The 16,160-nt window shown below is 37.0% G+C and carries 13 protein-coding genes; 12 read left to right on the top strand and 1 reads right to left on the bottom strand.

The features are described from left to right. Window positions 1-72: 72 nt before the first annotated feature. Together HF876_RS10035 and HF876_RS10030 are read left to right on the top strand one after the other, a co-directional pair. A complete protein-coding gene (locus tag HF876_RS10035) occupies window positions 73-1,440 on the top strand; it encodes a M20/M25/M40 family metallo-hydrolase (RefSeq protein WP_169359933.1) in 1,368 nt (455 codons plus the stop codon). Between the two features lie 160 nt (window positions 1,441-1,600). Then, entirely contained in the window at window positions 1,601-2,173 is a 573-nt protein-coding gene (locus tag HF876_RS10030; protein WP_169359932.1) for a hypothetical protein, read from the top strand. A 248-nt stretch (window positions 2,174-2,421) separates the two neighbouring features. Here the strand turns inward: HF876_RS10030 and HF876_RS10025 are convergent, their stop codons facing one another. Next, complete coding sequence (locus HF876_RS10025; protein ID WP_169359931.1) at window positions 2,422-3,063, bottom strand: 2OG-Fe(II) oxygenase; 642 nt, start codon at window positions 3,061-3,063, stop codon at window positions 2,422-2,424. A gap of 314 nt (window positions 3,064-3,377) precedes the next feature. Between HF876_RS10025 and HF876_RS10020 the strand changes: the two genes are divergently transcribed. From HF876_RS10020 to HF876_RS09975, 10 genes are all read left to right on the top strand, one after another. Beyond that, window positions 3,378-4,763: an excalibur calcium-binding domain-containing protein gene (locus HF876_RS10020; protein WP_169359930.1), complete on the top strand. Its 1,386-nt coding sequence runs from the start codon at window positions 3,378-3,380 to the stop codon at window positions 4,761-4,763. A 284-nt stretch (window positions 4,764-5,047) separates the two neighbouring features. Further along, entirely contained in the window at window positions 5,048-6,802 is a 1,755-nt protein-coding gene (locus HF876_RS10015; RefSeq protein WP_169359929.1) for an NHL domain-containing protein, read from the top strand. Between the two features lie 17 nt (window positions 6,803-6,819). Next, on the top strand, window positions 6,820-9,270 hold the full coding sequence (locus HF876_RS10010) for a FecR family protein (RefSeq protein WP_169359928.1): 2,451 nt from the start codon (window positions 6,820-6,822) through the stop codon (window positions 9,268-9,270). Between the two features lie 451 nt (window positions 9,271-9,721). Then, on the top strand, window positions 9,722-9,913 hold the full coding sequence (locus tag HF876_RS10005) for a helix-turn-helix transcriptional regulator (RefSeq protein WP_169359927.1): 192 nt from the start codon (window positions 9,722-9,724) through the stop codon (window positions 9,911-9,913). 2 nt (window positions 9,914-9,915) lie between these two features. Next, window positions 9,916-10,344, top strand: a complete 429-nt coding sequence (locus tag HF876_RS10000) for a hypothetical protein (RefSeq protein ID WP_169359926.1) — start codon at window positions 9,916-9,918, stop codon at window positions 10,342-10,344. A gap of 166 nt (window positions 10,345-10,510) precedes the next feature. Then, window positions 10,511-11,344, top strand: coding sequence for a hypothetical protein (locus HF876_RS09995; protein WP_169359925.1), 834 nt, complete (start codon window positions 10,511-10,513; stop codon window positions 11,342-11,344). A 155-nt stretch (window positions 11,345-11,499) separates the two neighbouring features. Further along, window positions 11,500-12,858, top strand: a complete 1,359-nt coding sequence (locus tag HF876_RS09990) for a spore germination protein (RefSeq protein WP_205964077.1) — start codon at window positions 11,500-11,502, stop codon at window positions 12,856-12,858. Beyond that, window positions 12,851-13,945: a GerAB/ArcD/ProY family transporter gene (locus tag HF876_RS09985; RefSeq protein WP_169359924.1), complete on the top strand. Its 1,095-nt coding sequence runs from the start codon at window positions 12,851-12,853 to the stop codon at window positions 13,943-13,945. Before HF876_RS09990 ends, HF876_RS09985 begins: the two co-directional genes overlap by 8 nt. Further along, a complete protein-coding gene (locus HF876_RS09980) occupies window positions 13,942-15,048 on the top strand; it encodes a Ger(x)C family spore germination protein (protein WP_169359923.1) in 1,107 nt (368 codons plus the stop codon). The genes HF876_RS09985 and HF876_RS09980 overlap by 4 nt, the downstream gene beginning before the upstream one ends. Before the next feature lie 226 nt (window positions 15,049-15,274). Beyond that, window positions 15,275-16,009 carry a glucose 1-dehydrogenase gene (locus HF876_RS09975; protein ID WP_169359922.1) on the top strand — a complete coding sequence of 245 codons (735 nt, stop codon included), beginning with the start codon at window positions 15,275-15,277 and terminating at the stop codon, window positions 16,007-16,009. The last annotated feature ends 151 nt before the right edge of the window (window positions 16,010-16,160 follow it).

The raw sequence follows: 16,160 nt of genomic DNA, 5'->3' as shown, positions 1-16,160 counted from the left end.
TTATATTCTGTGACAAGCGTATCACAGACGTTTATATATACTACTAACATAAACCAAAAGGAGAGATGCAGCATGCAAAATACACAATGGGAAATACTATTCACACGATACGGAATCCAGATTACAGCAGCAGATGGAGGATTCGACCTATCCCAACTTAGCGAAGAAAATAAAAATTTTGTTAGACTACTATTACAACAATTAGAAGTAGATTTCTATATGAATCACTTCATTCTTTTCATCGAGTCATCCCCTGTTTCTGAAACAAGTTTCGTAGGCAAATTAGAAGAAATGACTAATGGAGTAACAGAAATGCTTTATCCTGTGAATAACTTACCATTTGCAAAACTAGACACGTACATTGCCGCAATGGTAGCTCAGTTAAATCGCTTAGGATGTTTGACAACTATATCCTGCGATGGTCATGATAAACGTTCTGCAAATATAGGCTTTCAAACTGTAGAAGGACGTAAAAAAGCTCATATTTTATTTGATGCAATAGACTTGCCGTTTCGTCACCACAATCGACAAACTCAATTCCGTGTAAATCGCAAAGAGCTACCAACATTTGCAGAAAAACTTTCAGCGATTACGTTGGAACATGCAACACAGATATTTGAAGAATCTAATGCAATTATGGATGTGAAAGAATTTGAAGCCCAACTGGAAACAATATTGTCTATTCCAGGGGCTAGTGGCAATGAAGGAAAAATTCGCAAACATGTTGTCAGTGAAATCAAACCTTATGTAGATAGACTAGCAATAGATCATTATGGAAACGTGTTAGCAACAAAAAGATTCGGGAATGGACCAACCGTGCTATTAAATGCCCATCTGGACACAGTAGAAGAAATTAGAAGTAATAGAAAAATAATAAAGGAAGAGAACATTTGGAAGTCTAGTGAAGGTATTTTAGGTGGAGACGACCGTGCTGGGATAAACGTAATATTAGCGATAGCCAAAACTATAACAGAGAAGAACTTTAATGGAACAATCAAATACGTCTTTACTGTAGAAGAAGAGATTGGATTAGTAGGAGCTTCTGAAGTAACTGAAACATTCCTATGGGACGTAGATATGGCCTTCGTCATTGATCGCAGAGGAACTAATGACATCGTTACATCTAAAGCAGGCTATGTCCCATTTTGCACAGAACGATTTGGTCGAAAAATTGAACGAATTGCAAGGAATGCAGGTTTATCTTGGTGGAAAACAACAGCCGGTGGTTCCAGTGACACAGCAGTGTGGGCAAAGAACGGAATCCAAAGTGTCAATCTATCAGCAGGTTACAAATTTGAACACACTGAAATGGAGCAACTAGATGTTAAGGCTAATTATGAAGTGTATAGATTGCTTTTAGAGATATTGGAGAATAGCAATAGATTGATGGATACAGTGAGAGAGGCTCGGGTTGTTAAGCAAGAACAATTAAATGCTTAGTATATGAAGTAGTTGATGCTGGTTTAAATCAGAGTGGTATAAGAATTGGATTCCTGAAATGGATTGCTACTCAGTCGTTATTGAAGCAAATTTTTTAATAAAGTTATATTATTAAAGTATGATAACAGATAATATCATTAATGAGATGAGGAAAATAATCATGAAAGTAGAAGATTTATACGAATTGGTTGATGCAGTACCTGAGAGTAAATGGGCTGATGTTCAAAGATATCTTAAAGTTAAAGCAATAACTTCTAAAGCTCCAACTGATGAGGAGATTGAAATAATCAGAAAAGCTGGAGAAAAGTATGGAAATGGTGAATATTATAGAAATGCAACTATTGACGAGTTGCGAGCTGGATTTAAAAGAGTGAACGAAATGATTATGAATAGAGAAGAATTCAATGCGATATTTGAAGTGAATGTATCAGAAAAAAGATGGGTAGCTTTAAAAACGTATTTGAGAGACTTGAATCAACCAGATGAAATGCCGACTGCAGATGAAGTAGAACTTCTCAGATTGTTTGAATTAGAGAAGAACAGCCCAGACTTCGTAACGTACACACTTGAAGAGGTCATGGAAGGTTATATTGACGACTGTGAAGAACTTAGTGTTATAAAAGTGATGAAAGAAGACTTACTTCAGTCGATAGATAGTATGTCGGAAGAACATATAGTACTTGTCAGCAAGTATGTGGAAGGACTATACAATGATTCAAAAATGAATAAATAAAATAGATATTCCTACTATTTTTCTATTCATTTAAAATTTGATGTAAGAATATAATTTTGAAAAATACCTTAGAAGATAGTATTTAATAAGAATTCAAAATAATGACGATGCTTGATAGGCAAACAACCTATCAAGCATCGTCTCTTTTTGTATGGTGATTACTTTGATAGAAAAAATAAAAGGAGCCGATAAAACGGCTCCTTTATTATTTGTTCTTCATAGGAAGTTTTCATTTCAGCAAACCAATTTCATCGTACCTTCTGCTTCCTCATCCACTGAGTAGCAACCCACTTCTCACCAGTAATCACTGGTGCGCCCCCATGCAAAGTCAATTCATTTAAAGCTTGATCATTATAGAAGTACTCGAAATAAACGGCCATCCCTTTTTTAGGCGTTACGGTAAAGTTTAGCTTAGGGAAAAAGGTTTCTCCTCCTTCTTCTACATCATTTAAGTACATGACAAGGGTACTGATTCTATTATTGTTTGCTGCCTTGCTTGTTGATGAAAAGAAATCAAAATGAGCTTTATACTCCTGACCAGGGGTATACTGAAGGATTTGAAGGCCTTCTCCGTGTTCGATCGGTATATTCATAACAGCTGAGATTCTTTTTTCTACTCTAGCGACAATCGCATTTTCATTTTCTTCAATGAACGTACCACTGCTTGTTCTCTGCTCATTTACTTCGCGTGCTGCGCCAATTTTGGATCGTTTCATTCGGTCCATCGATAATCTGATCAGCTCATCGCATTCCTCGTGGCTTAACATATTTCCTAATACCACTACTAATGGTTCCTCTAATCTAGCGACTATATCAATCTCTCTATCTGTCATTATTTTATGTCCCATGTGATCAAAAATCGTTTGCTCTTTCTTTTCCGTTATTAACATCACAACACCTCTTCATCTATTTATTTTTGTACATATTTCATTTATATAACTAGGATAAAAATGTAATTTTATTACTTTTTATGGAATTAATTTTATTCAATTTTATCATATAATTTATATGAATCTAAACTTTCAGAATATTTTATTGGGATTATTTTTTTACATATATTAATGGTAATGGGAGAGGAAATATTTACTGTAAGGAACAATTTGTTTGTGCCAAAGGGTCTAAATAAATTTGAAAATTACATAAACCTCTGAATAGGGAAAACCCGTTTATAATAGAAAATGATATTTTAGACGGAGGTACATGTATGCAGAAGTGGATAGGAAATCGACCAACAATAGGTCAGAAAGCCTTAGTGACAATGTATGGAAAAGTTTTAGAGCAAGCACGACATACCGTTATAAATTCAACGGATACTGTCTTAAAAGTGATAGAGGCGGAATTTGATAAGAAAAGTGGCAGGGATGTAAATGGAGTATTGGTATTAACAACGACATCTATCCTGTTTCTTTCCAAAAGTGAAAATATGGTTTATACACATGACCAGGTCAGTGATGTCCGTGTTCAGAAAGAGAACAAGGATAAAAATGAGTGGCAGCTAACAATGAGTATTGGATACATACCACGTAAATTTGATGACATTAAAATTAACGATGACAGCAAAGAGTTTATTGAAATCCTTAAACATATCGTCCATCATAAATCAGCCAATGTACTCACAACGGTTACCCATGATTTCGAAAATTTCTTACACGCAGATAGATTAAATGACTTACGGTCTAATAACGTGAAAATAACAGCATTTGTTATGAAGAGAGATAATCTTGGTCATGCAAAAAATGGAGAGAGACTGCTAAGGGAAAAACATAGAGATGCGAAGCTAATTGCAGAAGGCTACTATCAAAGTGCAAAGAAAAAGGGCAACTTTGTTTTAGTGGAAGATACGGATATTTTAGTTTATGAATATGACGACAAGGAACGAACAGCAACATTAATGAACAAATGGCCATTTACGTTCTTTTCTCATGCAGTCATAGACCAGTTCGCGATGAAAACTGTAATAAGCAGAGAAGAAGGAGATCTAGTTTTAACTAGCTCGGGTAAAAAGTTTGTCGCTCTTTTAGTGGATGCTAAAATTGCATTCGTGTCAAAAGAGAGAAAATGGTATCAGAAGGTGCTTGGCTTCCGCAGTGGGAAGTGGTGGAAAAGAGCAGTTGCCTCGCTTATGTATGTATTCGGCTTTATAATCATTCTTGCGTTAATTTTTGGAGAAGACACTACTGAAACAGACGCTATTACTCCAGATACGAAGACAGCTGATGAGGAATCTAAAAAAACAGATGCTGAAGCAGACCGTTTAGCAGAGGAGCAGCAAAAACAAGAAGAGGCAGACCGACTAGCTGAGGAGCAGCGCAAGCAGGAAGAGGCTGCTCGTTTAGCAGAGGAAAAGGCTAAGCAAGAAGAAGCAGACCGCTTAGCTGAAGAGCAACGCAAACAGGAAGAGGCACGTTTAGCTGAAGAGCAACGCAAACAAGAAGAGGCTGCACGAGCGGAAAAAGAACAAACAACTAATGTATATTATAAAAACTGTACACAAGCTCGAGAAGCTGGTGCAGCGCCAGTTCATCAAGGAGAACCAGGGTATGGTAAGCATCTTGATCGTGACGGCGATGGCATTGGCTGTGATAGATAAATTTTAGGAAGTAATTTCTATAATATATTAGAAGAGAGTATTTAAACGATTGTCGTTTGAATACTCTCTTTTTATTTGCGTCCCTGTGTTAGAAACATTCACGTTAGTTCAAACAAACTTGAATGTTGTGAAATTCATGTTTGTTTCTGACACAGGGAACATACAAATGCAAAACTATTAACATTCCTCAGTATTCATATAATAAAAAAATGATTAATGTTAGAAAGTGTATGTTATTGATACAATTTGTAGAATTTTAATATATTTTGTAAAGGAGAGAAATGATGAAAAGAAAAATTGGTAAAGAAGTTATGGTTGTGATTTTATTGGTTTCCACTATTTTGTCATTTGCACCGATTGCACAAGGAAAAACGACTTCCGTTCAACAATCGATACATTCATTAGAAATAGAAATGAAGAAAGCGGCTCTGTCTTATGTACAACCTGCTTTAAAAGGAGAGCTTGCCACTAGTGCTTCTCTTGACCCAGTGCTCAATAATGTTAAGAAAAACTATCAAACAACTCGAAATGTCATTCTCACATCTAATCTTTCAGCAAAAGAAAAACAAGAGAAGCTAAAAGAAATAGAGGCATTGTATCAGGAGAAAATAGGGAAGGGCCTAATCCCTTACGTCGATGCCTATAACTACGCTACGAAGTACTTAGATCCCTTATTAAAAGAAATAAAAGAAGCAGAGGCAAAAAAGGACTTTCTTGCAGTTGAAAAAGCCTATCACAAGCTATCAGTGCAACTTAAGTCAAGAACGTCTATTTTGTATCGTGTAACAGGAAAAGCACCTCGTGACCTTTTGTTAGAAAAATATAAAAAGCCAGCAGATCAAAAACGTGACGAGCTGGTAGTTCCTGTGACAATTATTATGAAGCTAACAAGCGCCCAACAATTATATCAGGGTGGAAAAAAAGAAGAAGCAGTAAAAGTGATTAACGATGTTCCTACCCTCGTAGCCAAATTATCTAGTAAGCAAGCATTTCATCAAGCATTGATAAAAGAGCTGGAGAGGCTTCAAGCCATCTACTCCCCAGTCGTTGTAACTTCGGTATACCCAGCAGTTACGTCTGAAGGGGGCATGTTACGTTTGCCTACAAATCTAGCAATCCTGCCAGACGATTCCCTTGTTATTTCTGATCAAGGAAATCATTTAATTCGTCGACTTAGTAGTGGAAATCTTTCTACCTATGCAGGAATGATTTTGACAGTAGATAAAGATGGTTCTGCGCATGGGGGCTTGCATAACGATGTAAAGGATAAAGCCATTTTTTCTACTCCCTCTGGACTTGTAAGTGATTCCAAGGGAAATGTGTATGTAGCAGATACAGCAAATCATGTGATTCGTAAGATAACAAATGAAGGACAAGTGATTACCTTGGCAGGAAATGGCCGTCCAGGGTTAATGGATGGAAAGTCGACTGCTGCTAGTTTTTATTTCCCGCAGGATCTTGCTGTTACAACAGATGGCATAGTATATGTGGCTGATACTTTGAATCATGTGATTCGTAAAATCGATACAAACGGTAACGTTACGACGCTTAATGCACCTTCCCTGCGTCCAGTAGAAATTGCTGATGGAGTAATTGAGAGTGCGGGAGATTATCTGGATGGAACACTAAGCCAAGCAAAGTTTAATGAGCCTTCTAGTCTTGCATTAGACGAGAAAGGAAATCTATATTTGAGTGATACAGGAAACCAAGTAATAAGATATATCGATTTCTTAACAAACAAAGTGACTACTGTTGCAGGAAATGTATCCTCATCAAATGGATTATATGGAGACAGTGGATTTAAAGATGGTGATGCTTTAGCTTCTCAATTCTCCATACCAAAAGGAATAGCGGTTACTCCAGAAGGTGGTCTATTAATCGCGGATTATGGAAATCATGCTATTCGTTACTACTATAAAGGTACAGTAAGTACTATCGTTAAAGACTTGCAGTTCCCGTCAGATCTTGTAGTGACTAAAGAAGGAACAATCTTTGTTACCAATAGCCATACCAATCAAATTATTAAAATAACCAAATAACGAGAGGAGGAGAAGACTTGCTTAGAGAAATTAAGAAATTTAGTTATATGTTTTTGATGAGCTTACTTGTAATGATAGCAGTGTTACCTAATGTGACCGCAAGTGCTAAGGAGAATAGATTCTTTGTTGTTCAAGAGATAACAGGTGTTGCGTATATTCAAAAGGCAGGAAGCATGAAGTCTATTCGAGCAGCTATCGGAATGAAGCTTCACCAAGGGGATCGGATTCGGACAGAGGAAATGTCTAGCATTCTATTACAGGCAGAAGATACGAAGGATAACGTAACGATTGGGGAGAATTCGGATATTTCCCTAGTACATTTACATGAAAATGAAGGCTTTAAAATGACTAGTTTAAAAGCTTGGAAAGGTACTGTCTATGCAGATGTTACCCCTGTTAAAAATAAGAAGGACCGTTTTCAAATAATGTCGAGTGATGCAACTTTTCATGCAAAGGGTACTCATTTTGTTGTATACATCAATCCGGCAACAGGATTGCCATCCATGTTTGTAAGTGCAGGAACGGTGGGAGTAGAGCAGGGAAGCAGCCCGAATAATGGAACGGTTCCAATATTCCCTACTCAGCAAATCTCACCAGGACTGACTCCTAATTTACCAGACGGGGTACATGTAGTGGATCTGGATAGTTTCCTTCAATCCGCTGGGCCAACCATTATAGAGGAACTGATAAGAAATAAAGCACAAATAGATGAAGAGAATAGAGCATTTATTAATAACATGAACAAAGGTGAGATGAATTTAGATTCGGATATTGATTTCCAAAGGTATCAACAAAACGTAGATAATTTACTAGCCGGTCTATTGAAAAGCGCAATTACTAGTGGGCAGGTTTCTCCGGAAGAAGCTAAACGTCTAATAGAACTTTATAATAACAATAAGTCACCTGGCTCCGTTGATTTCGATCGAGCTCCAGTTTTACAAATGAGTGATGAAGAAAAAAAGAAACAACAAGCAATTAAGCAGCTAGAAGAACAGAGAAAACAACAACAAGAGGAGTTAGCACGAAAACAAAGAGAACTGGAAAATCAAAATCAAGCGCTAAAACAACGACTAGAAGAAGAGAGAAAAAGAAAAGAAGAGGCAAATCGTTTAGCGGCTGAAAAAGCAAAGAAAGAAGCAGAAGAAAGATACCTCGCAACTTTAGCTGAGCAACAAAGAAAAAAAATGGAGGACCAATTAAAGCAACGAGAACAAGAGAAAAAAGAGCAAGAGGAGCGACGTAATTCACATATACCGACGCCACCAACCCCTCCACCAGCTCCGACTCCACAGCCACCTTCGGACGGTGGTGGAGAAAACGGCAATACTCCAGTTAATCCAGACGTGGAAGCTGCTAATCGTATAATGGTTAGAATAAACAGCATTCCCACTCCATTAACACTTGCATCAAGAGATTTAGTTGACCATGCAAGAGAGGGGTATAATGCATTAACAGATGCTCAGAGAAAGCTAGTGACAAATCTTGAAAAGTTAATCGCTTATGAGCTGGAAATAGAAAGATTACTTAAGAATCAAGAAATCATGCCTCGAATTGTTTCAGAGATTGAAAGAAATATTCATCAAATTCAAGAGATAGATAATGTAACAGAAGCAAGTTATTTAATGGAAGAGACAAGGCTAATGATCAACAGCTTGTACGGAGATAGAGCACTTATCTCAGAAGAATTATTTAGCTATTTTGAAGAGACAGAGGTTAACTTGGTTGAAGCATTAATATCTAATTTGGTTGGCTTCAATGATGAATATCAATTGGCTGAAGCCAGAGAAAAATGGGACCAATTAACTTCGGAACAAAGAAACTCTGTTACGAATAAAGGTGTTTTGTTTGAAATGGAAGTCCAGCATTTAACTAGAATGGTGATAGAATTAGCTGAAATGGACGCGATTTCAATAGATCACCTTGAGCAAATAGATTATATGAGGCATCTTTTTGATCGATTGGAAGAGAGCCATAGAGGAAATATAGAAGAGCATGTTAAAGAGAAAATAGAACAACTGGTAGCGGAGAAAGTAAATGTACTTTCACAAGAAGGAAATTTAGATGAGTATATATCTCGATTGTCCCATGGACAAAACCAGCAAAATATACACTTCTTACTAAGTATTTATCAGCAAGAAAATCTAACTGAAGCACAGCTGGAAAATATATTAAGTGCATTGGATATGTATATTAGAGAAAGAAGTATTTATCATTTCCAGACGGAGTCCCTAGATTATTCAAAGAATTATCAGGTTGTATTTTTGTCTGATGGGAATCATGCCGTTTATATTCCTCTAAATACTCATTTTGATAATATTAATGAACTAAGGGAATATGTTAAGAGTTACACAGAAGGAAGAATTTCAGTAAATATTATTCTGGATGAAGAAAATTATTTGTATGCAAAGGCAAGCTTACCAAATGTTTATTTATCGAAGAAGTCTCTAGAATTATCGGTGGAATTCTAAGAGGGCTTTAACTCTTCTATGGTTATATCTAAAAGAAATGTAAATTTCAATAAAGTTAATTAACGAGTATATGAACAGAAACGTTCATATACTCGCTTTTTTATGTAGTTAATTTAATTAACAAAATAACTAAAATGGTAATACGTTATCTTTAATCTTTAATTGTGCTATTTCACCAAAATGTGTTCTGTGTTATTAATGTTGTTTTCTATATGATTAAGAAGTAAAAGCACATTTTAATGAAGATGTACTTTTTATGATTAATAAAAGGGATAGGAATAGATTTATTCCATGCCATTCCTCTATTTTAGATAAAATACAATCAGCAATATCGATTATGTTAAATCGCCCAGTCTTTTTTTCTTACAAAACCTTGACTTCTCAATCTAATGTAATGTAACATATAAATTACAAATGACATATATACATTACATTCAGTTCGGAGGCATTTATGGTTAATCGTATGAAAATTGCTAGGATGGAAAAAGGTTTAACGCAGTCCGAGTTAGCTAAAAGAATTGGCGTTACTCGTCAAACGGTAGGGTTAATCGAAAAAGGGGATTACAATCCGACCCTTCAGTTATGTATAGCGATCGCTAAAGAGCTAGATAAAACATTAAATGATTTATTTTGGGAGGAATAGATATGCATTTATTACAATGGCTTTCGACTGATGAATATAAACAAAAGGTGATTTCCAAGATATTAGTAGAGGGGGCAATCCTTCAATTTATCCTTTCCTTTGTTATGATTGCTGTCTATCTATTTACAGACATGGAGCCTCTATTTTTACTGCTGATCCCTTTTGCTGTATTTTTATTTTATTCTTTAGCTAGGTACATATTTTCAGGCATTGAATTTGCAAATGTCTTTACAGCAGATGAGGTAAGGGCTGCTAAAAAGCGGAATCTATTAAGCTCCATAGCCTTTTGTGTAGGGATGAGTCTTCTCTCTATTTTAATGGGAAGATCGATGCTCGATAGTGTGATGGTTCCCCTCATTGCTGGGATACTATGGTTCGTGATGAATTCTATCTCTCTTAGAAAGTCTGTTCAAAAGAATGCCGACTTATAAACGTAAATCACACTCCTGTTTCCATTGAGATAGGGGTTTTTTTATTTGTAAAAATTGACAAAGTTGAGCGCTGATAGAATAATAGATGGCATGATACCATCTGCTTTAGGTTGGTTTAGGGGGAAAAACTCTTTCACCGTACCAAAATTTAAAGGACTGATTTTTAATGATGCGCAAATATGCTTTCTATATCGTTCTCGTTTGCTTTGTTGCTTTTTATATTCAAAAGCCGTTATTTGGATTAATCCCAAATACAGTTGCAGGCATTATACAGGATAAAAAAGAAGAGGAGAGAATAGCTGAATTTCTAAAGGATTATAGCAAAGTGGATGTACAACATGTGACCATTCACTATATGGACTTTGATGAGGAGCTATTGCCAACGACGAAGGTCGCACTCGAACGGGGGATTGAGCTTAACAATGAAATGCTAGGCCAGTTCAATGATTCGGTCGATTTAATCATTTTTCCTAATAAAGCTGATCGGATTAATTTGTTTGGCATAGGTCATTTTATAAATAATAATGATAATCCTTATTATAATACGGTAAATATATTTCCGGCGGATCGAGAGGAAATTTTTCCAGACATGGCACCAGCTGATTTACTATACAAAAATGTGATTCATGATTATACGCAATTTGTAATTAACCAGAGATTGGATGAGCTATCGCTATCTGTAAGCTATATTCCTAGTTGGTTCATTGTAGGAGTGGGGGAGTATATTAGTAACGTTGGTAAGGAGACACCTCCTTTAGAGACTGAAGCAGTTCGTTTAAGCTCTCTTAATTCCAAAATAGCTGGACTTGGAGATGATGATGAAAATGCCAAGTATAATGGCTATGTTCAGTCTCACTTAACGATTAAATACCTAGTAGATGAGTTTGGACCTGGCATTATCAATGAAATTCTTATAGAAACGGAGGAGGAAAAGAGCTTTAATAAGGCTTTTCCGACTATTACAGGAATCGACTTATTTTCTGTACCAAATATCTATTAATTGCTAAACACCCGTTAATGGAACACTCTAGCATTAGAGTGGCTTCATACGGGTGTTTTTTTGATGCGGAAGGCTTGATACAACGGTTAAAAATGTCTTTTCTCGGTTACCCTAAACGTACTAAATGAACGTGGAGGTGTAACAGATTGGATAACATGGCAAAATCAAATCCTCCAACATTGATGGCTGAGCTATCCAAAAAGTTTGAGCCTTCTAGTGATATCATGCTGAAGCCCCTGCAGATCGGTGATAACAAGGTTTATCTCTTTTATTTGAAGACAGTGGTAGACGGCAATAAACTCCACACGATCGTGATTAAGCCATTTTTTGAAATGAAGTCTAATGAGAGCTTTCAGTCCTATATCGAATCGTTACCAGAGCAGGTTGAGATGACGTCAGGAAAAGAGCTGCAGATCAAGCTGACAAAAGGTGCTGTCCTCCTATCTATAGAGAACCGTTTATATCTGCTGGATATTAAGCTGGTCAACTCAGATGCTGTACAGCAAACTCTGATCGAGCCGACTGTTTATGGTCCACAGTTAGCGTTAAGTGAGGATTTAGATACAAACCTGAACATCATTAGACAGCGGTATCATACGCCTACTCTGATGATTGAAATGCATGATATGAAGGAAAAGTCACGTCCACAGGTTTCGATTATGTATGATGAGAAGACAGTGAAAAAGTCTGTTCTACGTAATATTAAGAAAAAATTAAACAGCTTAGAAGCTCCACTTATCCAGTCAGCGGGAGATTTGCAGCTGCAGTTGAATGGCTCTAAGGTTTCTCTTTTTCCGACGTTAATATTGACGGAGCGCCCTGATCGGATAACCTATAATCTTGCAGCAGGAAAGGTTGTACTGATGATTGATGGGAGTCCACAGGCAGTAATAGCTCCTATTGTATTTTTTGACTTTATGGTGTCTATGGAGGATAGCTATCATACCTTTTGGATTACTACCTTTACCTTGGTGCTACGATATTTGGGCTTAGTTATATGTTTGGTTTTACCTGCTATGTATGTTGCGGTTACGTCCTATACACCAGATGTCCTACGAACGGAGCTTGCCCTCACGGTAGCGGGGAGCAGGCTTGGAGTTCCTTATCCATCCTTTGTCGAGGTAATTTTCATGCTGCTATTTATGGAATTTCTAATAGAGGCAAGTATGCGTCTGCCTAAAGCAATCAGTGCAACAGCTACGACAGTTGGTGGTTTAATTCTAGGCACTGCTGCTACAGAGGCAGCCTTAACCTCTAACATTATGATTATCATCGTCTCGGCTGTTGCCATTACAAGCTTTGTTATTCCCATTAGTGAGATGAGCTTCGCTATTCGGATATGTCGTTACTTGCTGATTTTCTATACAACGCTTTTTGGCACGATAGGCCTCATACTAGGATCGCTAGGGCTTTTGATGTTCTTAACCAACAAGAGAAGCTTTGGAGAGCCTTACTTAAAAATGTATTGGAAAGGTGAGAAAAAGGAAATAGGGGTGACTACAAAAAATGAATAGGTATCTGTATTACTTCATCATTGTCACGATGGTCACCAACATCATTGCGTCTGTCCCGAGGATTTTAATGGGAGAAAGTAAAAATGGCGTAATCCTTTCCATGGTCATTGCCGTCATTGTTGGACCGATTCTGGTCAGTGTCCTTGTAAACCTTTTCCGTCACTTTCCGAATATGTCCCTTCCTGAAATTCTAAAGAAAAGTACTTCTAAATGGTTTTACTATCCGGTGTTACTCTACTTTGCAATTTCCTGGTATCTGGCTGGTTTAATAACACTTGTCACATATGTCCTGCTTTTTAATACGTTTATTTCTTCGGAGACCTCCATTGTCATCACGACTCTTGCGTTCTTATTAATAATATCATTTGGGGTGCTGATGAAGGAAAAAAGTGTCCTATATACTACCGAGTTAGTGGTAGTTATTTTCCTACCGGTTATTTTCTTTTTAATCATGAAAGTATATACCGATCCCCGTTTGGACTGGGATTATATTATGGTAGCTGCCACGCATATTCAGGAGCTTCCAAGCTATAATGCAATTTCGGCAGCGGCCTTTATTTTTATTGGTGTAGTAAACTTGTCAATCTTTAATAAATATATGAATTTTAACAAAAAGTTTGGGTTAAAACAAATGCTCATCCTAGCACTTGCTGGAGTATTTACTCTCTTTACAACGTATTTCGTTCCGATTGGCTTTAATGGCTTTGAGCAAATTGAAAACTTCACCTTCCCTTGGGTGACAACGAGTGATGCTGTACGTTTGAAATTTGGAATAATTGAGCGTCTCATCTTTATTTTTTTAATTGTCTTTTTAGGGGTGGCATTTATTAGTCTGCTAATACATTGGCACGTTTCTCTCAAGCTATTTGAAAGTATTGTTCAGATAGAACGATTGAAATGGAAGGGAAGAAACCTGACTTCCTATGTGCTTGTTATTATTTTTGGAGTGATAGGGATACTTGTCACTAGGCAAATTAGCGAATATCAGCTATTGAAGTTTACCCTCTTTTTTTATAATATCCTTCCAATATTTTATGGCTTTTTAATCGGCAGTCTGCTCATTGCTAAGAGGAGGTTAAAATCATGAGGGTAAATATCAAACTTCTTGTAACTATTCTTCTGATAGCTAGTTTTCTTACGGGCTGTGGTTTTAAAGATATCGATAATCGGATATTCGTGACAGGAATTGGGATTGATCCTTCCGAGAAAGAGGAAGGTAAATATAAAGTAACACTGAAGCTTGCTATCCCAGTTTCGACCATTCAGCAGGAAAAGGAGCCCAGCTATCAGTATTTGGTTCATGAAGGCGATAATATAGAAGAGGCTGTCCGCATATTGGAAACACATACCGACAAGACGCTTGAATTTGGACATACTAAAATAATTCTCGTCAATGAAAAGCTCTTAGAGGGTGATATAAAGGAGTTCATGGACTACCTTTTCAGAAGAGGTGATATTCAAACGATTGCCTGGGTCGGTGCAGCGAAACCAACTGCTGAGGAAATACTACGAACGGAGCCTAAAGGCGAATCCGCAGTCATTTCACCTCTCTCTAAATTTTTTGGGAATGTAGGCACCGAAAGCCCTTATATTGTCTCTACGTACTTATATGAATTTAGAAGGAGCTTTTATAGTGAAGGTATTGACGCGGTTCTACCAATCGTCGAGTCCAATGAGTCAGGTTCTCAGCTGATTGTAAATAAATCAATCATCGTAAAGGAAAAACGGGATTCATTTCATTTATCCTCTAGCCTCACTAGAGATTATAATGCTCTTGCCAATAATATTGGTGGCTATAGCGTCAAATTGGAAACAGATGAATTAAATTTAGTACTGAATCTAATTAATGTAAATATGAAATACAAGGTAAATAAAAAAAATGCTCAGCCAGTATCCATCAAAATCAATGTAAAAATGGATGGTGTAGTAAGTCAGTCAGACAAGAGACTGCATGTGGAAAATCTAGATGAGTACAGTAAGTTAGCCTCCAAGGAAATAAAGTCTGAACTAGAAAAGCTATTTACTATGTTACAAGAAGAAGAGCTAGATCCTTTTGGCTTTGGACTTAAATATAGAACCATGCAGCTCTATGAGAAGGACATGTTTGATAAATGGGAGCAGGCTTATCCTAACCTACCATTTGATTTGACTGTTGATGTCTCCTTAAAAAGCACTGGAACGATTCAATAAATACTGTGTGATAAATATCATTGTTAGTGTACATTCAAGTAGTATATATTGAACTTGAACAGTATGGATTTATATTAGTGAAGGTATTTTCTTAGCTAAAAGGCTAAGACTAATACAGTATTTTTAACATTGTAGCATCTCTTTGGTTTTGAAGAAAAGAGAACTATAATAGGGTTGTAATCGTTTACTTTATTAATAAAAAATATGATTCTTGGAGGAATTTATAATGGGTCGTTTAACGGATAAAGTTGCTATTGTTACAGGTGGAGCACGTGGAATGGGTGAATCTCACGTACGTAAATTTGTAAGTGAAGGCGCGAAGGTTGTTTTCACTGATTTAAATGAAGAAGGCGGACAAGCGTTAGCAAAAGAATTAGGAGAAAACGTTTTGTTCGTGAAGCAAGACGTAACAAAAGAAGCAGATTGGGCAACTGTAATCGAAGAAACAGAAAAAGCATTTGGTCCAGCTAACATTTTAGTTAACAATGCAGGTATTAGCATGGCGAAACCTCTAATGGATATGACAGAAGCGGATTACCGTAAAATCGTAGACATCAACCAAGTCTCAGTATTCCTTGGAACAAAGGCAGTTGTTCCTTCTATGGAAAAAGCTGGTGGTGGCTCAATCGTCAACATTTCTTCTATGAACGGATTAGTTGGTGGAGCAGTTGGATACACAGACACTAAATTCGCGGTACGTGGTATGACGAAAGCAGCAGCTCTTCAATTAGCTCACTTAGGCATCCGCGTGAACTCTGTACACCCAGGCGTAATCGAAACACCAATGGTAAGCCAAGGCGACGCAGTAGAACTGATTAAAGAATTCGCTAAGCACATTCCACTTAAACGCGTTGCACAATCAGAAGAAGTTTCTAATCTAGTCCTTTTCCTAGCATCTGACGAATCAAGCTACTCAACAGGATCTGAATTCGTCATCGATGGCGGATTGACTGCACAGTAATAAATGATAAAAAGAACTCTCCAGTAGCCTACTGGGGAGTTTTTTCTGTTTGTGTATACGCTAGGGGGCATATCATTCGGGTGACCGACCGATTATTAGGGTTGACCGACCGATTATTTGGCTCGACCGACCGATTATGAGCAAGAACCGA

This window comes from Psychrobacillus sp. BL-248-WT-3, assembly GCF_012843435.1.
Lineage (GTDB): Bacteria > Bacillota > Bacilli > Bacillales_A > Planococcaceae > Psychrobacillus.
Note: the sequence above shows the minus strand (reverse complement) of the source record. Positions and strands in the feature narration are given on the sequence as shown.